We start from the raw sequence: 21,212 nt of genomic DNA, 5'->3' as shown, positions 1-21,212 counted from the left end.
CCACACGGCTCAGCTCCGCGCCTCCAGCAGCCGCAGCCACACCTCGCTCACGGTCGGGTACGACGGGACCGCGTGCCACAGCGTGTCCAGCGGCACCTTCCCGACCAGCGCGATGGTGGCGGCATGGATGAGCTCGCCGACGTCCGTGCCAGCGAACGTCGCCCCGACCAGGGTGTCGGTGGCCCGGTCGATCACGAGCTTGGCGTGACCACTGAAATCGTCGCGCGCCAGTGACGAGCCGGCGACGGCGATGTCGACCTCGACGGTCTCCACGTCCACGCCGGCGCCGCGTGCCTCCCTCTCGGTGATCCCGACGGCCGAGACCTCCGGGTCGGCGAACACCACCTGGGGAACCTGGCCGTGGTCGGCGGTCGCCCGGAACCGGGCCCCCTCCAGCGGCCTGCCCTCGGCGCGGGCGGCGATCACGTCGCCGCAGACGCGGGCCTGGTACTTGCCCATATGAGTGAGCAACGCGCGGCCGTTGGCGTCGCCGACGGCGTACAACCATTCGTCCGCCGTCGTCAGGTGGTCGTCCGTGGTGAGGAATCCGTGGGAGTTCAGCAGTCGCGCGTCGAGGCCGAGCGTCGACGTGGCCGGAGCGCGCCCGGTCGCGACGACGACTTCGTCGACGACGAGCGGATCCTGTCCCGCCACGTCCAGCGTCACCGGACCACCGTGGATGCGGCCGATCCCCGTGTCCCGGGCGTCGGCTCGCTCGACGCCGCGAAGGTCCGCGCCGAACAGGATCCGCGCACCCTTCTTCTCCAGCGAGCGGGCCACCCGCTCACCGGCGAACGGCTCGTTCTTGGGGAGCAGCGCCCGGCCGCGCACCACCATCGTCAGTTCCTCGACGCCGAGGTCCAGTAGCCACGTCGCGCTCTCACATGCCACGACGCCGCCGCCGATCACGGCGACCCGGCGCGGAATCTCTCTCAGGTTGGTGGCGTCCCGCGAGATCCACGGCAACGACGCCCGCAGGCCGGGGGTGTCGGGGACCGCGGCGGTCGTCCCGGTGGCGACCACGACGGCGTGCCGGGCGCGCAGCTGACGGGAATCGCCGACCGTCACCGTGCGGTCCCCGGTGATGCGTGCCGATCCGCGGATGACGTCGATTCCCTGCGAGTCGGCCCACATCACCTGCGAGGAGTCGTCGTGGTTGCTGGTGAACGAGTCGCGTCGCGCCAGCACGGCGTCCACGTCGAGCGGCCCGGCCGACACTCCGGGCATGTTGCGCGCCGCCCCGAGGACCTCACCGGGACGCAACAGTGCCTTGCTGGGCATGCACGCCCAGTACGAGCATTCCCCGCCGACGAGTTCGTGTTCGATCAGCGCCGCGGTGCGGTCGCTGCCCGCGATGGCGTAACTCGCCGCGTTCTCACCGGCGGGGCCGCCTCCGATCACGATGACATCGAACTCTTCCGCGCCGCTCCCAGAGTCAGTCATACCTGTAACCGTAAGCCGGTCGGTGCTGGATGTCAGAGGTTCCGGCGGGCCTCTCGCGTTGTTACCCGCGGGTAGATAGTGTGGCGGAATGACACGGCAGAAGATTCTGATCACCGGTGCCAGCTCGGGACTCGGCGAGGAGATGGCTCGCCGGTTTGCCGCCCAGGGACGAGACCTCGCGCTGTGTGCGCGACGCGTCGAGCGGCTCGAGTCCGTGCGTGACGAGTTGCGGGCGGCGCATCCCGGGATCACCGTCGCCGTCCGTGAACTCGACGTCACCGACCACGACGCGGTGATCCGGGTCTTCGGCGAACTGCGCGACGAGCTGGGCGGGCTCGACCGCGTCGTCGTCAACGCCGGACTCGGCAAAGGGGCCCGGATCGGAACGGGCCGGGCCGACGCCAATCTCGCCACCGCCCGCACCAACTTCGTCGGTGCCCTGTCGCAGTGCGAGGCGGCGCTCGGCATCTTCCGCGAACAGAACGCCGGGCACCTGGTGCTCGTGTCCTCGATCAGTGCCGATCGTGGTCTGCCCGGCCCGAAGGCGGCGTACTCGGCGAGCAAGGCGGGAGTGTCGGCCCTCGGTGAGGCGCTCACCGCGGAGCTGGCGAAGAGCCCGATCGTGGTGACCACGCTGCTGCCCGGGTACATCGCCACCGACATGTCGGGCAGGGCCGGCGACAGTGCCAAGATGACGGCCACCCTCGACGACGGCGTCGATGCGATGGTCGCGGCCATCGAGAAGGAGACGAACCGCGCTGCGCTGCCCGGAATCACATGGCGAGGAATCGACCTCGCATTGAGATTCCTTCCTCATGCATGGACATCCCGGTTCGTGTAGGACTGACCTATGACGACCGCCCAGGAATCCTCGTCCCTCGGCCTGCAGCGTTCGAGGCCGCGTGTCGTCATCGTCGGGGGAGGGTTCGGCGGAATCCACGCCGCCCGGCGGCTCCGCGACGTCGACGTGGACGTCACCCTGCTCGACCGGGGAACCAGCCACCTCTTCCAGCCGCTGCTCTATCAATGCGCGACGGGGTTGCTGTCCGAGGGCGAGATCAGCAGCCCGCTGCGGCACCTGCTGCGCGGCAACCGCAACGTGCACGTCGCCCTCGGGGAGGCGCACGCGATCGACGCCGTCAGCAGGGTCCTGACCGCCAGTCGCTTCGACGGATCCACGTTCGACCTGCCCTACGACTACCTGATCGTTGCGGCGGGCATGCGACAGACGTACCACGGGCACGACGAGTACATCCAATGGGCGCCGGGGATGAAGACCCTCGACGACGCGCTCGCCATTCGCCGGAAGCTGATCTGCGCCTTCGAGATGGCCGAATCGCTGCCCACTGCGGAGGAACGCAGGCCGTGGCTGACCTTCGCCGTCGCGGGCGGTGGGCCCACCGGGGTCGAACTGGCGGGCCAGATCCGGGAACTCGCCGTGCACGCTCTCGCCCACGAGTTCCAGTCCATCGACCCCTGCGAGGCCCGGGTCCTGCTGTTCCACGGCGGCGACCGCGTTCTCCCGTCGTTCAATCGGAAACTGTCCGCGGCGGCGCAGCGGACCCTCGACAAGATCGGCGTCGAAACGCACCTCGGTGTGCACGTCACCGACGTCTGCGAGACCAGCATCGAGACGACGGCCAAGAACGCCGCGCGCACCAAGAAGCGCTACGGGGCTCGCACGATCCTCTGGACCGCAGGCGTCGAGGCCGTGCCGTTCGCGGAAGCTCTCGCGAATGCACTGGGCGTGAAGCAGATTCAAGGCGGGCGCATCGCCGTCGAACCCGACCTCACCGTGCCCGGACACCCCAACGTCTGGGTGATCGGCGACCTGATGTCGCTGAACGACCTCCCCGGCGTGGCCGAGGTCGCGATGCAGGGCGGCAGGCACGTCGGTGGGTGCATCGCCCGCACAGTCGCGGGGGGAACGCCCGACCGCAAACCCTTCAAGTACCGCGACCTGGGGAGCGCGGCGTACATCGCCCGCAGGCACGCGCTGCTCCAGGCGGGCCCGATCCGGATGTCCGGGTTCCTGGGCTGGGTGTCGTGGGGCGCCATCCACATCGCGTTTCTCGCCGGGTACCGCAACCGGCTCGGCACCCTGCTCAACTGGGCCGTCACGCTGGCGTCGCGAACGCGCCGGGAGCGGGCGATCACCTACGGCGATCCGCAGTCGGCGCGTCTGCCCTACGCCGAACCCGCGTCCGAGTCCTGACTCACCAGCCGCGGGCATCGAGACCGTGCCGGGCGAGGACGGTCGTCGCCCGCTCCCGGAGTTCCGCGCGGTCCGGACTGTCCAGCGACTCGAGCGCGAGGGTGTAGCTGCCGCCGAATCGGCTGAGATAGGCGGACAGCCGGGTGCGGCTGGTCACGACACCCGGATGCACGGCCCGGGTGGCGATGCCGGTGGCGCGGTGACCGCCGATCGAGACGAGGGCCTCGGGTAGCGGTCCGATGTTCGAACACAGCACGTCCCGTTCGCCGGGGTTGCCCGTGAGGGCGTGCGCCATCCGGTCGGGGACCAGTTGCAGCATTTCCTCCGGGAACCCGGCCGGGCTCGTCATCGCGGGCGCGGAGAACGCCGCGCGGCTCGCGGCCCGCACATCCGCGACGGTGTCCTGCGGGTGGAGGTCGACCTCGACCATGGCGACGGAGTTCGCGGTACCCGACGAGGTGGCCGCGCCCCGCAGGTCCATCGGCACACTGATCGTGAGCGGGCGGGTCTCGCCGTCCCGCCGCGCCACCTCGGCCACCACGGCCAGGAACAGGCTGTTCGGCGTTCCGCCTGCCTGCTCCGCGGCGGCGTCCCACCGCTCGGCGTCCACGTCCAGCACCGCCGACACAGGTGAGTGGCAAAGTGTGCCGGGGGACGCTTTGCCACTCACGTGCAGGAAACGCCGGAATTCCGCGCGACGGGCCCCGCTCACCACGAGACCGGCGACCGCACGCGCGGTTCCCTCGGTCACGCGGCGGGCGAGCCGGGTGGCGTCCCACATGTCCGCGACAGCGCCTTCCGCACCTCCCGGATCCGACGGGGGCAGTCCCTGCAGCGCCGCCGCGATGGCGGCCGCCAGTCCGCGCGCATCTGCGATCACGTGCGAACACACCAGCGACAGCACCGTGCCCCCGCCCGCCGGTCGTGCGCACGCCAGACGCCAGGCGGGACCCCGCTCGGGGTCCACCGACAACGAGCCCTGCTCGTCGGCCCACGCGAGGACCGCCCCGGCCTCGATCTCCGCGTCCTCGACGGGAAAGGCGTCGATACTCGGCTCGAACCGGGGCCGCGCGCCGGGAATCCGCGGACGCACCACCCGTTTGCCCAGCGGTCCGCGGGCGAAGTCTGCGCTCAGGGCATCGAGGGTCGAGGCGTTCACCTCCCCGTCGGTACGCCACAGTCCCTGCATCACGATCGGCGTTCCCCACCCCCGATGGGTGCGCAGGAACATCTCGTCGACGACGCTCAATCGGGCGCTCACCAGCGAAGTGTACGACCGGTCGAGGTGGGCGCAGGACGCCGACCTCTGGACAGCCGGCGCATACTGGAAGTGCAGCGCTGTACGGACCGCACACGGAGAACGCCATGGTTAGCGTCGAGAAATGGAAGGTGTGGGGTTCCGTCGTGGAAGTCGACGTCACCGAAGGCGCCGCCCTACCCGAGGCTGCAGCGCTGATCGCGGCCGTCATCGACGAGACCGAATCGGTCTGCGACATCCACCGCGGCGACGCCGAGATCCACGCCGTCAACCTCTCGCAGGGCGCGCCGGTGAAGGTCAGCCGGCGGATGTCCGCACTGCTGCGGTCGGCGCTCTGGGCCGCCCGGATGACCGACGGGGTGGTGAACCCGCTCGCCACCGAATCCCCCGACGAGGACCTGATCCCCACCGTGCACCCGGCACCCAGCTTCCTCGACGTCCAGATCGACGACGACGTCGTGTTCGCGCCGTGGGGCGCCTCGTTCGACATCACCGACACCGCCAAGGCCGACACGGTGGACCGGGCGGCGGAACTGGTGGCCCGGCAACTCGAGTGCGGGGCCGCCGTGCGTATCGGCGACGTCGTCGCGACGGCCGGGCACTGTCCCGCCGGCGGTTGGCAGATCCCGGTGCCCGGCGACGGCGAGGTCGAACTGGTGAACGGGACGGCGATGGCGACGGCCTTCGCGCCCCCGGCTGCCGAACCACCCACCGCCACCGAGTGGGAGACCGTGTCGGTGATCGCCGACGACGCGCTCTGGGCATACGCGGCCAGCGTCGCTGCCCTCGCCCGCGGCATCGGTGCGATCCGCTGGATCGAACAGCACGAATTGCGCGCCCGGCTGGTGGATCGTTCGGGCCGGGTCTACACCACCGAGAGCTGGTGAGTCAGGCCCGTCCGCGCTGACGGCGGTACCAGCGCACCAGGCTGTCCGTCGACGAATCGCTTTGCGCGGCCGGTTCTTCCGCCGCGGTGAGCACCGGCTGCAACTCGACGGCCTGCGTCTTGCCGAGCTCGACACCCCACTGGTCGAACGAGTCGATGCCCCACACGACGCCCTCGACGAACACCTGGTGCTCGTACAGGGCGATGAGCTGTCCGATCACCGACGGGGTGAGCTTGGGCGCGAGGATCGTGGTGGACGGCCGGTTGCCGGGCATGACCTTGTGCGGCACCAGATGTTCGGGCGTTCCCTCGGCCGCGATCTCTTCGGCCGTCTTGCCGAACGCCAGGACCTTCGTCTGGGCGAAGAAGTTGCTCATCAGCAGGTCGTGCATGCTGCCGGTGCCGTCCGCAGTGGGCAGGTCGTCGGTGGGTTCGCCGAAACCGATGAAATCGGACGGGACGAGCCGCGTGCCCTGGTGCAGGAGCTGATAAAAGGCGTGCTGCCCGTTGGTGCCGGGTTCACCCCAGAAGATCTCACCGGTGGACGTGAGGACGGGCGTACCGTCGGCGCGCACCGACTTGCCGTTCGATTCCATCGTCAACTGCTGCAGATAGGCCGCGAACCGCACGAGGTCGTTGGAATACGGCAGCACGGCACGGGATTCGGCGCCGAAGAAGTTCGAGTACCAGAGGCCGATCAGGCCGAGCAGAACCGGTGCGTTCTCCTCGAGCGGCGCCGTCCGGAAGTGTTCGTCCACGGCGTGGAAGCCGGCGAGGAACTCCGCGAACCGCTCCTTGCCGATCGCCGCCATCACCGACAGCCCGATGGCGGAATCGACCGAGTACCGGCCACCCACCCAATCCCAGAATCCGAACATGTTGGCCGTGTCGATTCCGAACTCCGCCACCCGATCGGCGTGCGTCGAGACGGCGACGAAATGCTTTGCGACCGCTTCGTTTCCGAGGCCGAGACCGTCCAGCAGCCACCGCCGCGCGGCGGTGGCGTTGGTGAGCGTCTCGAGCGTCGAAAACGTCTTGGACGCCACGATGAACAGGGTGGTGGCCGGGTCGAGGCCCTGCAGGGCGCGCACCAGGTCGGCGGGGTCGACGTTGGAGATGAACCGGACACTGATGCCCGCGTCGGCGTAGTGCCGCAGCGCGCGGTACACCATCACCGGACCCAGATCCGATCCGCCGATACCGATGTTGACGACGGTCTTGATTCGCTCGCCCGTCGCGCCGCGCCATTCACCGGAGCGCACCCGATCCGTGAAGTCGCCCATGCGGTCGAGGACCTCGTGGACGTCGGCCACGACGTCCTGCCCGTCGACGACGAGAGACGCGTCGGCGGGCAGCCTCAGCGCCGTGTGGAGGACGGCACGGTCCTCGGAGGTGTTGATGTGCTCGCCCGCGAACATCGCGTCCCGGCGTGCCTCCAGGTCGGCGCTGCGCGCCAGTTCGAGGAGCAGCCCGAGGGTGTCGCGGTCGATGCGGTGCTTGCTGTAGTCGATGTACAGGTCGCCGGCCGTGACGGTGAGCTCCTGCCCGCGTGCCGGGTCCTTCTCGAAGAGTTCTCGAAGATGGACGGACTGAATTTGAGCGTGATGATCACGCAATTTCTGCCAGGCAGCGGTTCCGGTGATGTCTGAGCTCACGAGATTTGAGCTTAATGCCCGCGCGTCGAAACTTCCGTGCGAACTTCGGTGCGGCGCATGATGGACGTCATGGATGCTGTCGAACTCATGCGAACCGTTCCCACAACCCTCTTCCTCGGCGGCGAGAAGCGTGACGCCGAGAACGGCGCCACGTTCACCGTTTTCGACCCCGCCACCGGTGACGCCCTCACCGAGGTCGCGGACGCCAGCCCCGCCGACGCGATGAAAGCGCTCGACGCTGCGGTCGCGGTGCAGCGGGAGTGGGCGGCGACGCCGGCACGTGAGCGCGGGGAACTGCTCCGCGCGGTGTTCGAGAAGATCACGGCCCGGGCCGACGACTTCGCGCTGCTGATGACCCTGGAGATGGGCAAGGCGCTGCCGGAGAGCGCGGCGGAGGTCAAGTACGGCGCCGAGTTCTTCCGGTGGTTCAGCGAGGAGGCCGTGCGTATCGCCGGCCGCTACACACCGGCACCCGCGGGGAACGGACGCATCCTGGTGACCAAGCAGCCCGTCGGGCCGTGTCTGGCCATCACACCGTGGAACTTCCCGCTCGCGATGGGCACCCGCAAGATCGGTCCCGCACTGGCCGCCGGCTGCACGATGATCGTCAAACCTGCCTCGGAGACTCCGTTGACGATGCTCCTGCTCGCCGAGGTGATGGCCGACGCGGGGCTCCCGAAGGGCGTGCTGTCCGTGCTGCCGACGTCGAAGTCGGGGGAGGTGACCGGTCCGCTGCTCGACGACCCCCGGCTGCGGAAGCTCACGTTCACCGGCTCGACCGGGGTCGGCCGGATGCTCGTCGAAAAGTCGGCGAAGGGGCTGCTGCGCACGTCCATGGAACTCGGTGGGAACGCGCCGTTCGTGGTCTTCGACGACGCCGACGTGGACAAGGCGGTGGCCGGCGCCGTCCTCGCCAAGATGCGCAACGGCGGCGAGGCCTGCACCGCGGCCAATCGCTTCCACGTCGCCAACAGTGTGCGGGAGGAGTTCACCGCGAAGCTCGTCGACAAGCTGTCTTCGTACACACTCGGACCCGGCACGGATTCCGGCACGACGCTCGGCCCGCTGATCAACGCGGATCAACTCGAGAAGGTCGGGGAACTGGTGCAGGACGCCGTCGGCGCCGGTGCCCGGGTGCGGCTCGGCGGGGTCGCACCGGAAGGTCCCGGTTACTTCTACCCGGCGACCGTGCTGGACGAGATCCCCGCGCAGGCTCGGATCCTGAAGGAGGAGGTGTTCGGTCCGGTGGTCGCGATCGCCGGGTTCGACACCGAGGAGGAGGGCATCGCCGCGGCCAACGACACGGAGTTCGGCCTGGCGTCGTACATCTTCACCCGGGATCTGGACCGTGCACTCCGTGTGGCCGACGCCCTCGAATCGGGCATGGTCGGCATCAACCGGGGAGTCATCTCGGACACCGCTGCCCCCTTCGGCGGCGTCAAAGCGTCAGGCTTCGGGCGCGAAGGGGGCAGTGAAGGCATCGAGGAGTACCTGGAGACCAAGTACGTGGCACTCGAGCCGTAGCGACCGCCGTCGGGGGACGGGCGGGCCGCTTCGGGAAATCAGTGACCGAGGCGGCCGCGCCCGAGGCGCAGCAGCAGCATGGCGAGTGTGTGGCCTTCCTGGCCGAGCTCGTTGAACCGCTCGAGCACCTTCATCTCACGGCTGTGGACGAGGCGGGGACCGCCGGACGCCATCCGGGTGCGCCCGATGAGCTGCGAGACCTCTGCGCGGCGCTTGATAGCGGCGAGAATCTCGGCGTCGAGCTTGTCGATCTCCTGGCGGAGAACCTCGATCTCGGCCTCGCTGGTGGGCACAGCGGTTTCCTTGGCGGCTGATGCGACGGTCTGAGTGCTCATTGGTTCGTCTCCCTCTTGTCAGAACTTGGATCGTTGTTTTGGCTCGAGTCGTTACCGATCCAGGCTCGTTTGACGAAAAAAGCCCCGGATCCGGTGCGGACCTCGGGGCTCGTGAGCTGTTCAGTTCACGGGCACCGGAGGCCGGTACCCGTAAAAAATCGCCACAGGGGGCGCGACGGCGGACTGAACATGTGTACCAGTTTGCCATGGCGGTACCGCGCAGGCCAAGCGGCTGTGACGCTGTCGGTACACGCCGGTAAGTTTGATAGACGATGAACACTATCTCCGGCACCGCTTCTCCCCTGAGCGCCACGTCGACTCCGCACGCCGCCGCACCGGCGCGCGCAGGGTCCGATGCGCTCCTCCAGGGCCTCAACCCACAGCAACGGGAAGCGGTCGTGCACGCCGGTTCTCCGCTGTTGATCGTCGCGGGTGCGGGCTCGGGCAAGACGGCTGTGCTCACCCGCCGCATCGCATATCTGCTGGCCGAGCGGGGGGTGATGCCCGGTCAGATCCTGGCCATCACGTTCACCAACAAGGCTGCCGCGGAGATGCGGGAACGCGTCGCCCACCTCGTCGGCCCCAGGGCCAACAGCATGTGGGTGTCCACGTTCCACTCGAGCTGCGTGCGGATCCTGCGGGCCCAGGCGGCGCTGCTCCCCGGCCTCAACTCGAACTTCTCCATCTACGACGCGGACGATTCGCGGCGACTGCTGACGATGATCGCCAAGGATCTGAACATCGACACCAAGCGCTACTCGGCTCGGCTGCTCGCCACCCACATCTCGAATCTCAAGAACGAGCTCGTCGATCCCGAGCAGGCGAGTGCCGACGCCGACAAGGATCCGGCGGAACTGCCTCGGCTGATCGCCAAGGTGTACGGGCACTACCAGCAGCGGTTGCGTTCTGCGAACGCGCTGGACTTCGACGACCTGATCGGCGAGACGGTCGCGATGCTGCAGGCGTTCCCCCAGGTGGCGGAGTACTACCGCCGGAGGTTCCGCCACGTGCTGGTCGACGAGTACCAGGACACGAACCACGCCCAGTACATGCTGGTACGCGAGCTGGTCGGCGGAACCGCGGACGGCGAGGACGCGGACCACCGGGTCGCCCCGGCCGAGCTGTGCGTGGTGGGCGACGCGGATCAGTCGATCTACGCGTTCCGCGGCGCCACGATCCGCAACATCGAGGAGTTCGAGCGCGACTACCCGGACGCCCGCACCATCCTGCTGGAGCAGAACTACCGTTCCACCCAGAACATCCTGTCGGCGGCCAACTCGGTGATCTCGAAGAACACCGGCCGGCGTGAGAAGCGGCTGTGGACCGATTCGGGTGTGGGTGAGCTCATCACCGGCTACGTCGCGGACAACGAGCACGACGAGGCGTCGTTCGTGGCGTCCGAGATCGACAAGCTCGTCGATTCCGGCGACGCCAAGTTCGGTGACGTCGCCGTGTTCTACCGCACCAACAATTCGTCCCGTGCCCTCGAGGAGATCTTCATCCGGCTCGGCGTTCCGTACAAGGTCGTCGGCGGAGTGCGGTTCTACGAGCGCAAGGAGGTGCGCGACATCGTCGCGTATCTCCGTGTCCTCGCGAACGAGGACGACACCGTCAGCCTGCGCCGGATCCTCAACACACCCCGCCGCGGCATCGGCGACCGCGCCGAGGCGTGCGTGGCCGTCCATTCCGAGCAGCGGGGCATCAGCTTCGCCGAGGCACTGCGGGACGGCGGTGAGGGCCGGGTACCGCTGCTGAACACCCGTTCCCAGAAGGCCATCGCGTCGTTCCTCGAGCTCATGGACGGACTGCGGGTGCTGCTCCCACCGGAGACCACTGCGGACGACGTCGTCCCCGACCAGCTCGGCGACATCGGCGACGTCGTCGAGGCGGTCCTGGAGCGGACGGGATACCGCGCCGAACTCGCGGCGAGCAGTGACCCCCAGGACGGGGCGCGCCTCGACAACCTCAACGAGCTCGTCAGCGTGGCGCGTGAGTTCAGCTCCGACGCGCGGAACGCGGCCGGCCTCGTGGAACCGCCGGAGGACGGCGACGTCGACGCCCGCGACGGCGAACCGGACCCCGGTTCCCTCGCCGCCTTCCTCGAGCGAGTGTCCCTGGTCGCGGACTCCGATCAGCTGCCCGACAACGACGAGGGCGTCGTCACGCTGATGACCCTGCACACCGCGAAGGGGCTCGAGTTCCCCGTCGTCTTCGTCACCGGGTGGGAAGACGGTCAGTTCCCGCACATGCGAGCGCTCGGCGACCCCACGGAACTGTCGGAGGAGCGCCGGCTCGCGTACGTCGGCATCACCCGTGCCCGGCAGCGGCTGTATCTGACGCGGGCCGTCATGCGGTCGGCGTGGGGCCAGCCCATCCAGAACCCGGAGTCGCGGTTCCTGCAGGAGATCCCGTCGGATCTCGTGCACTGGCGTCGTGAGGACCCCGGCACCGGTATCGGTTCCGGTGGTGCGATCGGCGGTGGCCGTGCGCGTGGATCGGGATACGGCGGTCAGGGCTTCGGCGGCGGTTCCGGTTACGGCGGCGGGTCGGCAGGCACGCCGAGCTTCGGTGCCGCCCGCACCCGCAACAACAACCTGGTGCTCACGGTCGGCGACCGCGTCAGTCACGACAAGTACGGCCTCGGCACGGTCCTCGAGACCAAGGGCGCCGGGCCGACCGCGACGGTCACCATCGACTTCGGCAGCGCGGGCAAGGTCCGGCTGATGCTGATCGGTGGCGTCCCGATGGTCAAGCTGTAGAGACACGAAAAGACGACTGCGGCGCATGCAATGCATGCGCCGCAGTCGTGTGTTCGGGTGGTGCCGAGAGGTTTCGGTCAGTCCATCTCGGGGCCGAGGCTGATGCCGCGGGAGGCCAGCCAGGGGAGGGGATCGATCTTGTTCTCGCCAGCGAGGTGAACCTCGAAGTGCAGGTGCGGGCCGGTGGAGAAGCCGCGGTTGCCGACGGTCGCGATCTGGTCGCCCGCCATGACCTTCTGGCCGACGGTGACGGTGGAGGTGTTGATGTGGCCGTAGACGGTGATGGTGCCGTCGGCGTGCTTGAGGCGGACCCACATGCCGAACCCGGAAGCCGGACCCGAGTCGATGACCTCGCCGTCGGCGACGGCCACGATGGGGGTGCCGATGGGGGCGGCGATGTCGACGCCTGCGTGCAGGGTGCCCCAGCGGCTTCCGAAGTTGGAGGTGAAGGTTCCCACGGCGGGGAGGACGAACAGGGGGCGGCGGGCAGCGGCTTCGCGGGCGGCGCGCTCTTCGCTGAAACGCTGTCCCTTGGCGAGCAGGTTGCTGAACTGCGACAGGTCGGTCGGGTTCGCGATGTTGAGGACCTGCGGGGCGTTCGAATCGGACGCGGCGGTGTCGGCGACCGTGGAGAACTGGGCGGCCTGCGGCTCGGCGGTGGTTCCGATGGTGCTCGACTCGTCACTGGCGAGGGCGACCTCGGAGTGGTCGGAGGAGCTGGACGATCCGCTGGTGACGGCGGCCTGGCCTGCGGCGACTACGGCGCCCGCTGCGACTGCGAGGACTGCGGCGCGACCTTTGAGAGCTGAGGGGGGAGTCGGGATGCGGTGGGCTCCGCGGCGGGAGTGGGAGGGTGCGCCCTCGAAGGACTCGGAACCGCTGCGGGGGGTGAAGCCGGGAATCTCGGACTCGGTGTCGACGGTCTCGAAGCCGGTGCCGGCGTCGACGCTGTCGGGGGTGGAGCGTGGGGACTGCGAATTGCGGAAGAACATGCTGGAAATCTCAGAACTATCGGTCTCGGGATAACGCTCGACCGACCTCGAGGGGTACGTGGGCGCGACTTCGTCGTTGTGACCCCGCAACTCGTCATCGTGGTGACTCACAAAACGGCTGGCCGTGAACTGGCTGCGATGGTGCATACGCCCGTCCGTCCTCCTGCTCGTGACCTGCCTGTGACTTGGACCCTGGCGACGGTAACGAAACGGTTGCGATGCGCGCAACCTGTAACGCGGAGGAACGGCTACATGTGACGGGCATCACAAACTGAGCTGGGGAAACGTCGAACCCACTTTTCGTCTCGGTTCAATCTCGCCCCTGCCCACGCGTGTCACAACCCCGGGGAGACAGGGGGTTAGCGCTAGCGTCGGCGTGTGGCGTCATCAACTCGATCCCCGGACGGGCGTAGGGCCGAGCCCGAACGTATTCCTTCGTCCGGCGGCGCCGGTCTGTCGGCCGTCGACGAGCCCGATCCCGCCCGTGCGCGCCGGGGGTGCGTGTTCGCGGTCGTCCTGGGTCTCGTCGGGGGCGTGGGGGTGGCGTCGGCGCCCGTCCTGCATGCCGTCCGTTCGGTCGACGGGGCAGCCGCGCCGTCTGCGATCGGCACAGCCGCGCTGTGGGCTGCCGTCTTCGCCGTCGCGGCACCCGTCCTGGCCGTCCCCGCGGTTCTCGCGCGCCGCACCGCAATCGCGGGGGCGCTGCTCGCCGGTGCCGGTGCAGTGTCCGTCGGCGCCGCCGTGCTCGACACGCAGCTGTGGACGGACGCCATCGACGCCAATCGACTCGAATTGTTCCGGCCCGAGACGGCGGCCGAACTCGCCGCCGGGTCCGGCGCCTACGCCGCCCTCGCCGGACACGTGCTGATCGCCTTCGCGGGCCTCCTCGGCATGGTCGCGGTCCACCGGGAATCGCTGATGGACGGTTACGGCGACGCACGCAGCTCCGAACAGGTCGGACGGGCGACGGGTGCCCGCGTCGGGTTCCTGCCGTCCGCGGTCGCGGTGGTCGCCGCCGTCGTGCTCGTCGGCGCGCTGTTCGCTCCCGCCTTCGTGTCCGAGGACCCGGTCATTCTCGTCCCGACGGTCGTGGAGTCCGATCTCGCCGCGTCCGCAGGTGCCGGGCTGCTGGCGGCGGCCGTTCTGATCGTGGTCGCCTCCGCACTGGCGTCCATCTCGCCGCCCGTCGCGTCCGGCGCGCTCGTCGGGGCCGGCCTGGCCGCGCTCGGCGTCGTCGGGACCCGCCTGGTGGCCGGACTCGCCGCGGGCGAAAGGATCCATCCCGGGCCCGGCGCGGTGTGGGGCACGGTCGGCGCCGGTGTCCTCGTGCTCGTCGGCGTCTGCATCCCGATGGTCGACCGGGCTCGCGACAGCAGGATCCTGAAGACGCTCGCCACCCCCTCGTCGTCCGCGCCCGCTCAGGGCGGCCCGGCGAAGAAGGGGGCCGTCACCCCGTCCGCGAAGGGCGTCGCCAAGGCGGCGCTGCGAGCCGAGGCCGCCGCGGCTCGCGCCCGAATCGCCCGCTGGCACGTGGCCGCCGGGACCGCCGGAATCGTCACCGCCCTGCTGGCCGCCGCCGGGGCCCTGCTCCCCGTCCTCGACATCCCGACCGACGCCGTGCGCCCCGACATCTACGCCACCCGCGTCGTGCTCGTCGCCGCCCTCGTGCTCGTCGTCGGCTGCGTCTGGCTGCTGCTGTCGGAGTTCGCCTCCACTGTCCGACCCGCGGTCGGAGTGCTGTGGGTGACGATCCCGTTCTCCGTCGCCGCGGTGTCGCAGTCCGTCGTGCTCGCCACCGACGTTCCCGGAATCGGCGCCGGAATCGGCGCGGCGCTGCTGTGGTGTGCGGCCGTCACCGCCGGCGTCACCGGCGTGCTGACGTGGTTCGCCGGTTCGGCGGAACGCGAGGAGATCGACACGTCCGAGGAGCCGTCCACCTCGATCGCGGTCCTCGCGGTCGGTGGCCTCGGGGCGGTCGCCGCGTTCGTGGGCCTGGGACTGCCGCTCTTCCACGGGACCGACGCACGCGGCGACGAATACGCGCCGGCGTCGTTCGCGGAGTTCCCGTGGAACCTCGACGTGTGGGGACGCGTCATGCTGGGCGTCGCGGTGGTCCTCGCAGTGATCGTCGCCTCACGTGCCCGGCCTGCCAGGGCGGTGGCACTCCTGCTCGGTTCGGCCGTTGTCGTGGGGGTATACCTCCTGTCGTGGCCGCTCACCGCGGCCCGGGTGACCGACCCCTCAATGGGGGCCGGTGTCGTCCCGACAACGGTGGGCATAGTGTTGATTGCGGCTGCCGCGGCCCTCACGACACGCAGCAGAAATCGGTGAGGTCCGCCCCGTCGACTGCGGTGAGGCCCGCCTCAGTACGTGTTATCGCGTGATGTGGACCACATAGCAGACACGCGGGCGCAGACCGGGCCCGGCAACTGGTTAAAGTCCAAAACAGACCCGCTCCTACCCCTCGAGCGGGTGTCAACGCAGACGAGACGGTGAGCAGATGGATCTCTTCGAATACCAGGCGAAGGAACTCTTCGCCAAGCACGAGGTGCCGACTTCGGCTGGGCGTGTTACCGACACGGTCGCCGGCGCACGCGAGATTGCCGAAGAAATCGGCAAGCCCGTGATGGTCAAGGCGCAGGTCAAGGTCGGAGGCCGCGGCAAGGCCGGCGGCGTCAAGTACTCCGCCGACGCCGATGCCGCCCAGGCCAACGCCGAGGCGATCCTGGGCCTCGACATCAAGGGTCATGTCGTCAAGAAGCTGCTGGTCGCAGAGGCGAGTGACATCGCCGAGGAGTACTACATCTCCTTCCTGCTCGACCGCACCAACCGCACCTACCTGGCCATGTGCTCGGTCGAGGGTGGCGTCGAGATCGAGGTCACCGCCGAGGAGAACCCCGACGCTCTCGCGAAGATCCCCGTGGACGCCGTCAAGGGTGTCGACCTCGCGTTCGCGCGCAGCATCGCCGAGGCAGGAAAGCTGCCCGCCGAGGTGCTCGACGCAGCGGCCGTGACGATCCAGAAGCTGTGGGAGGTCTTCATCAACGAAGACGCTCTCCTCGTCGAGGTCAACCCGCTCGTCCGCACGCCGGACGACCAGATCCTCGCACTCGACGGCAAGGTCACGCTCGACGAGAACGCTGCGTTCCGTCAGCCCGGCCACGAGGCGTTCGAGGACAAGGACGCCACGGACCCGCTCGAGCTCAAGGCCAAGGAAAACGACCTCAACTACGTCAAGCTCGACGGTGAGGTCGGCATTATCGGTAACGGCGCCGGCCTGGTCATGTCGACCCTGGACGTCGTCGCCTACGCAGGTGAGAAGCACGGTGGCGTGAAGCCGGCCAACTTCCTCGACATCGGTGGCGGTGCCTCCGCAGAGGTCATGGCGAACGGCCTGGACGTCATCCTGAACGACGCGCAGGTCAAGAGCGTGTTCGTGAACGTTTTCGGTGGCATCACCGCGTGTGACGCGGTCGCCAACGGCATCGTCGGCGCCCTGAAGACGCTTGGTGACGAGGCCAACAAGCCGCTGGTCGTCCGCCTGGACGGCAACAACGTCGAAGAGGGTCGTCGTATCCTCGCCGAGGCCGCCCACCCGCTGGTCACGGTCGTCGGAACCATGGACGAGGCTGCCGACAAGGCTGCCGAGCTGGCCTTCGCCGCAAAGTAAAGGGACTCAAAAAACATGGCTATCTTCCTGACCAAGGACTCCAAGGTCATCGTCCAGGGCATCACCGGCGGCGAGGGCACCAAGCACACCGCGCTGATGCTCAAGGCCGGCACCCAGGTCGTCGGCGGTGTCAACGCCCGTAAGGCCGGCACCACCGTCACCCACGACGGCGGCGTCGAGCTGCCCGTCTTCGGCACCGTCGCCGAGGCCATCGAGAAGACCGGCGCGGACGTCTCCATCGCGTTCGTTCCCCCGGCCTTCGCCAAGGACGCCATCGTCGAGGCCATCGACGCGGAGATCCCGCTGCTCGTGGTCATCACCGAGGGCATCCCGGTGCAGGACTCGGCGTACGCCTGGGCGTACAACGTCTCCAAGGGCAACAAGACCCGCATCATCGGACCCAACTGCCCCGGCATCATCACCCCCGGCGAGTCGCTGGTCGGCATCACCCCGGCCAATATCGCGGGCACCGGCCCGATCGGTCTCGTGTCCAAGTCCGGCACGCTGACCTACCAGATGATGTTCGAGCTGCGTGACTTCGGCTTCTCCACCGCCATCGGCATCGGCGGCGACCCGGTCATCGGCACCACCCACATCGACGCCATCGAGGCGTTCGAGAAGGACCCCGAGACCAAGGTCATCGTGATGATCGGTGAGATCGGTGGCGACGCCGAGGAGCGTGCCGCCGACTACATCAAGGCGAACGTCACCAAGCCGGTCGTCGGCTACGTCGCGGGCTTCACCGCCCCCGAGGGCAAGACCATGGGCCACGCAGGCGCCATCGTCTCCGGTTCCTCGGGCACCGCGCAGGCCAAGAAGGACGCCCTCGAGGCTGCCGGCGTGAAGGTCGGCAAGACGCCGTCCGAGACCGCTGCGCTCGCTCGCGAGATCCTGCAGAGCCTGACCGTCCAGGCCTAGGCGCTCCGCGCCCGTGCGTGGTTGACGAGTCCAGACACTCGTCGACCACGCACGGGTCGTTCAGGCATCGACCCACATCTCCCCGGCAGGATCGAGTGTCCCCGTCCCCGACGTGACGGCAGCGACCAGATCGGCCAGCTCCGCCGAGTCCCTCGCCGCGAGGGTGAGGACCGCGGATTCCCCGTATGTCGTGTCCACCACGACGACGCCCCGCCCACGCAACTCCGACTCGACGCGTCCCGCCTCGACGTGGCCGACGGCGAGGGTGTGCAGGTGGCGCAGTTCCCTTCGGACGAGCGGTGCGGCATCGACCGCCGTGGCCACCGCGCCGGAGTAGGCGCGCACCAGTCCGCCCGCCCCCAGCTTGATTCCCCCGAAGTACCGTGTCACGACCACCGTGACGTCGACGAGATCACGGGCCTTGAGTACCTGCAGCATCGGTATGCCTGCGGTGCCACCGGGTTCGCCGTCGTCGCTCGCACGCTCGACCCGGTCACTGGGCCCGTTGCCGATGATGTACGCCGAACAGTGATGTCGCGCATCGGGATACGCGCGCCGCTGATCCTGGACGAAAGCCTGCGCCGCCTCTGTGTCCTCGACGCGCCGCAGGGCGGCGATGAAACGGGAGTGCTTCACCTCCGTCTCGAGGGTGAGATCGGCGGTGCGGGGAGCGAGGGTGTACGGCACCGGACCATTGTCTCCTGCGCTGTTCCCGCCGCTGCGTGCCGCGAGTGACGGCAGTGACCGCCGGGTATACGTAGGCTAGCGTCGGAAGAGCGCACGCAGACGACCACTTGTCGACTAGGAGAAGTCATGACGTTCACGCCCGGAGGACCGAGTTACGGTCCGCCCGCGCAACCGACTGCAGGGGGAGAACCGAAAGGCCTGGGCTTCTTCCTTCTGATCGGTGTCGCAGTTCTCGGTGTCCTCAACCTACTGCTCGGGTTCGCCCCGTACGCCACCTTGGCGCGAGAGTCCGTGAACTCGTTCGAAGCGAACACGGACGGGCTCGGCCTGCTGTTCCTCGGTGGTCTCCTCGCGGCGGTCTCGCTCCTTCCGAAGCAGTCCTATGCGGGCGCGGCAGCGGCGGCGTCCGTCGCTGGCTGGGTTGTCGCGTTGTTCGTGTTCCTGAACGTCGACGCGGATTCCGGTTGGGGCGCGATCCTGATCCTCGTTCTCGGATTCATCCAGTCGGCTGTGGCCGTCGCGGCCACACTGTTCGACATCGGTCTTCTCAAGCAGCCGGCGCCCAAGCCGTCCGCGGCCGCAGGCTTCGGTCAGCCCGGTCAGGCGTCGCAGGGTTACGGCCAGGGCGCCCCGCAGGGCTACGGGCAGGGCTCGCAGCAGTCGTACGGACAGCCGCCGCAGGGCTACGGCCAGAGCGCGCCGCAGGGTTACGGGCAGCAGAGCCAGTCGCAGCCCGGCTACGGGCAGCAGAACCAGCCCGGCTACGGCCAGCAGGGTTACGGCCAGCAAGGTCAGCCCGCGCAGGGCCAGCCCGGCTACGGCCAGGGCTACGGGCAGCCCCAGCAGCCCGGTTACGGGGCCGCTGCGGGTGCTGCCGGGTCTGCGTCGTACGACGCCCCGACCACCGCCTACCAGCAGCCGCAGTACCAGGGGTACTCGCAGCCGTCGAGCCCGTCGCAGTCCACCGGAACGCCCAGCTCGCAGTACCCGGCCGGGACCAGCTACGGTTCCGCGCAGCACGCGGCGCCTGCGTACGGCTCGCAGTCGGAGTCGTCCCCCGTCGAGCGCACGCTGGAGTACGGCGAGCAGCCGTCCACCGAGGAAAAGCCGGCCGAATCGGTCGACAAGCCCGAATCGGAGGGCTACAGCGCGCCGACCCAGGCGTTCGACACGCGTGCCGACAGGGACGACAAGTAGCGGCCCAACCAGCAAGGTGGCCTCTGACCGAACGTGGTCGGAGGCCACTTCTGTGCGGCGCGCCTGACCGCTGTCGCGGCGTCGGAGTGCCACTCTCGAGGGGATGAGTTCTTTGGTTGATCGTGCGCAGCGCGTCGCGCAGGGTGCTCGACGGCGAGCCGTCGGTGACGAGGAGCGGCAAGTCCCGCGACAGCGACCCGTGCCCGACGCCGACGAGATGCGGGCATTGCTCGCTGTCGCGTTCCGGCCGGCGGGCGTCACCGTCGTCCTGTTGTCCGCACTCATCGTCGTCACGCTGGTGGCAGCGAACAGCGACCTCACGGGAACGTTCGGTGCCATCGCGGCGTCGTGGCTGGCGATTCACCAGGTGCCGTTGACGATCGACGGCACGTCACTCGGAGTCCTCCCGTTGATCCCGACAGCGGGGATGGTGTGGGTGGTCGCCCGTGGCTGCGCCGGCGTGGTGCACCCGGCGTCCTCGCGGCGGCACGCTCTGCAGGTGATCGGCGCTGCGGTGGCCGGACCGCTGGTCGTGACGGCGATCAGCCTCGCTGTCATCGCGGACGCGTCGGCGGTCATCCCGTTGTCTTCCCCGAACGCGCTCGCCGCGTTCGGGTGGGTGCTGTTCGTGCACCTGCTCGCGTCGGTGATCGGTGTGACGGTCGCGATGTGGCCGACGCTGGGTGCGCAGGTTCCGTCGTGGGTCCGGGACGCGGTGCGGCCGGGACTGCGTGCGTTGACGGCGATTCTCGGTGCCGGCGCGGTCATGGTCACGATCTCGCTGCTGATGGAGTGGTCGACGGTCGGCTCGCTGCTCGAACGTGGCGACGGCGTCGTCGGAATGCTCGGACTGACGATCTTGTCGGTGCTGTATCTGCCGAACGTCGTGGTGGGTGCCGCGGCCGCGGTCATGGGAGGGACGGCGCAGATCGGGGACGTCTCGGTCAGCGTGTTCGGGAACGTCGGTGGTTCATTGCCGCCGTTGCCGCTGCTCGGCGCCGTTCCCGACGGGGTGTCGGGTGGCGCGTGGCCTGCGCTGCTGGTGATTCCGCTGCTGATCGGTGTGATGCTCGGACGCGATTGCGGGCGCCGCGTCGCCGGGCAGGAAGCGCTGTTCACCGTGCTGACCGCTGCCGCTGGGGTGGGCGTGGTGACGGCGGTACTCGGCCTCGTGTCCGGCGGCAGGCTCGGCGCATTCGGCACGGTCGAGCTGAACTGGTGGGCGTTCGGGCTGCTCACGTTCGCATGGCTCGGACTCGCGGGCGCGGTGACGGCGGTGGTCGTGGCCTGGCATCGGAGCCGGGGCGCCGCGGACGAGGACGACGCCGACACCGAGGACGAGGAGCCGCACCTTCCCGGCGCGGAGGAGGTCCCGGCGATCGCCGCCCCGATCACCGAGGAGCCGGTGGTCCCTGAAGACGTCGCGCCGAGTCGGGTGATCGAAGCCGAACTCGTCGATGACGCCGAAGCACCGGCGGCGCCGGTTGCACCGCAGGACACCGACTCCGACGCCGAGGTCGTGGTGGATGTCGAGGTCGAGGACGACACGGCGGCGGAGGAACCCGAGGGGTCCGGAGACGCCGCCGAGAGCCCGGAAGCCGACCTGCCCCGAGGGCCCGCAACCCCCAGCGACTAGGCTCTTGGTCGGTCGACGATGCGACCGCCCCCATTTT

16 protein-coding genes are annotated in these 21,212 nt (G+C 69.1%); 10 read left to right on the top strand and 6 right to left on the bottom strand.

All coding sequences use genetic code 11. The features are described 5' to 3' along the window. Positions 1 to 9: 9 nt before the first annotated feature. Positions 10 to 1,443 (bottom strand): NAD(P)/FAD-dependent oxidoreductase, encoded by a 1,434-nt coding sequence (locus tag JVH1_RS08515; protein ID WP_009478826.1) that lies wholly within the window; start codon positions 1,441 to 1,443, stop codon positions 10 to 12. An 88-nt stretch (positions 1,444 to 1,531) separates the two neighbouring features. Here JVH1_RS08515 and JVH1_RS08510 point away from each other — a divergent pair, with 88 nt between their 5' ends. Next, positions 1,532 to 2,284 carry an SDR family oxidoreductase gene (locus JVH1_RS08510; protein WP_009478827.1) on the top strand — a complete coding sequence of 251 codons (753 nt, stop codon included), beginning with the start codon at positions 1,532 to 1,534 and terminating at the stop codon, positions 2,282 to 2,284. 9 nt (positions 2,285 to 2,293) lie between these two features. After that, positions 2,294 to 3,658 carry an NAD(P)/FAD-dependent oxidoreductase gene (locus tag JVH1_RS08505; RefSeq protein ID WP_009478828.1) on the top strand — a complete coding sequence of 455 codons (1,365 nt, stop codon included), beginning with the start codon at positions 2,294 to 2,296 and terminating at the stop codon, positions 3,656 to 3,658. A gap of 1 nt (position 3,659) precedes the next feature. On the opposite strand, the gene JVH1_RS08500 is transcribed toward JVH1_RS08505, so the two are convergent. Continuing rightward, positions 3,660 to 4,919, bottom strand: a complete 1,260-nt coding sequence (locus JVH1_RS08500) for a hypothetical protein (protein ID WP_051033787.1) — start codon at positions 4,917 to 4,919, stop codon at positions 3,660 to 3,662. 104 nt (positions 4,920 to 5,023) lie between these two features. On the opposite strand from JVH1_RS08500, the gene JVH1_RS08495 reads away from it, so the two are divergent. After that, positions 5,024 to 5,803, top strand: a complete 780-nt coding sequence (locus JVH1_RS08495) for an FAD:protein FMN transferase (RefSeq protein ID WP_009478830.1) — start codon at positions 5,024 to 5,026, stop codon at positions 5,801 to 5,803. A 1-nt stretch (position 5,804) separates the two neighbouring features. On the opposite strand, the gene pgi is transcribed toward JVH1_RS08495, so the two are convergent. After that, on the bottom strand, positions 5,805 to 7,457 hold the full coding sequence (gene pgi, locus JVH1_RS08490; protein ID WP_009478831.1) for a glucose-6-phosphate isomerase: 1,653 nt from the start codon (positions 7,455 to 7,457) through the stop codon (positions 5,805 to 5,807). A gap of 69 nt (positions 7,458 to 7,526) precedes the next feature. Here pgi and JVH1_RS08485 point away from each other — a divergent pair, with 69 nt between their 5' ends. Beyond that, positions 7,527 to 8,981, top strand: a complete 1,455-nt coding sequence (locus tag JVH1_RS08485) for an NAD-dependent succinate-semialdehyde dehydrogenase (protein ID WP_192817874.1) — start codon at positions 7,527 to 7,529, stop codon at positions 8,979 to 8,981. 38 nt (positions 8,982 to 9,019) lie between these two features. Here the strand turns inward: JVH1_RS08485 and JVH1_RS08480 are convergent, their stop codons facing one another. Continuing rightward, a complete protein-coding gene (locus JVH1_RS08480; protein ID WP_005238528.1) occupies positions 9,020 to 9,316 on the bottom strand; it encodes a chorismate mutase in 297 nt (98 codons plus the stop codon). Positions 9,317 to 9,588: 272 nt separating this feature from the next. Between JVH1_RS08480 and pcrA the strand changes: the two genes are divergently transcribed. Next, positions 9,589 to 12,075 carry a DNA helicase PcrA gene (gene pcrA, locus JVH1_RS08475; protein WP_043781743.1) on the top strand — a complete coding sequence of 829 codons (2,487 nt, stop codon included), beginning with the start codon at positions 9,589 to 9,591 and terminating at the stop codon, positions 12,073 to 12,075. Positions 12,076 to 12,152: 77 nt separating this feature from the next. Here pcrA and JVH1_RS08470 read toward each other — a convergent pair whose 3' ends face one another. Beyond that, complete coding sequence (locus JVH1_RS08470; protein WP_009478835.1) at positions 12,153 to 13,214, bottom strand: M23 family metallopeptidase; 1,062 nt, start codon at positions 13,212 to 13,214, stop codon at positions 12,153 to 12,155. Positions 13,215 to 13,445: 231 nt separating this feature from the next. Between JVH1_RS08470 and JVH1_RS08465 the strand changes: the two genes are divergently transcribed. The 3 genes from JVH1_RS08465 (at position 13,446) to sucD (ending at position 17,655) form a co-directional block, all read left to right on the top strand. Next, positions 13,446 to 15,398 carry a hypothetical protein gene (locus JVH1_RS08465; RefSeq protein ID WP_009478836.1) on the top strand — a complete coding sequence of 651 codons (1,953 nt, stop codon included), beginning with the start codon at positions 13,446 to 13,448 and terminating at the stop codon, positions 15,396 to 15,398. A 169-nt stretch (positions 15,399 to 15,567) separates the two neighbouring features. Further along, positions 15,568 to 16,737 (top strand): ADP-forming succinate--CoA ligase subunit beta, encoded by a 1,170-nt coding sequence (gene sucC, locus JVH1_RS08460; RefSeq protein WP_005238541.1) that lies wholly within the window; start codon positions 15,568 to 15,570, stop codon positions 16,735 to 16,737. A 15-nt stretch (positions 16,738 to 16,752) separates the two neighbouring features. Next, complete coding sequence (sucD, locus tag JVH1_RS08455; RefSeq protein ID WP_005238543.1) at positions 16,753 to 17,655, top strand: succinate--CoA ligase subunit alpha; 903 nt, start codon at positions 16,753 to 16,755, stop codon at positions 17,653 to 17,655. Positions 17,656 to 17,715: 60 nt separating this feature from the next. Here sucD and JVH1_RS08450 read toward each other — a convergent pair whose 3' ends face one another. Beyond that, the gene (locus JVH1_RS08450) at positions 17,716 to 18,342 is read right to left on the bottom strand and encodes a YigZ family protein (RefSeq protein WP_009478837.1); all 627 of its coding nucleotides are present in this window, start codon (positions 18,340 to 18,342) and stop codon (positions 17,716 to 17,718) included. Positions 18,343 to 18,468: 126 nt separating this feature from the next. Here JVH1_RS08450 and JVH1_RS08445 point away from each other — a divergent pair, with 126 nt between their 5' ends. Together JVH1_RS08445 and JVH1_RS08440 are read left to right on the top strand one after the other, a co-directional pair. Further along, complete coding sequence (locus tag JVH1_RS08445; RefSeq protein WP_009478838.1) at positions 18,469 to 19,539, top strand: DUF5336 domain-containing protein; 1,071 nt, start codon at positions 18,469 to 18,471, stop codon at positions 19,537 to 19,539. 112 nt (positions 19,540 to 19,651) lie between these two features. Continuing rightward, the gene (locus JVH1_RS08440; protein WP_009478839.1) at positions 19,652 to 21,175 is read left to right on the top strand and encodes a DUF6350 family protein; all 1,524 of its coding nucleotides are present in this window, start codon (positions 19,652 to 19,654) and stop codon (positions 21,173 to 21,175) included. Positions 21,176 to 21,212 lie beyond the last annotated feature (37 nt).

This window comes from Rhodococcus sp. JVH1 (genome assembly GCF_000280725.2).
In the GTDB taxonomy this organism is placed as follows: domain Bacteria; phylum Actinomycetota; class Actinomycetes; order Mycobacteriales; family Mycobacteriaceae; genus Rhodococcus_F; species Rhodococcus_F jostii_A.
Note: the sequence above shows the minus strand (reverse complement) of the source record. Positions and strands in the feature narration are given on the sequence as shown.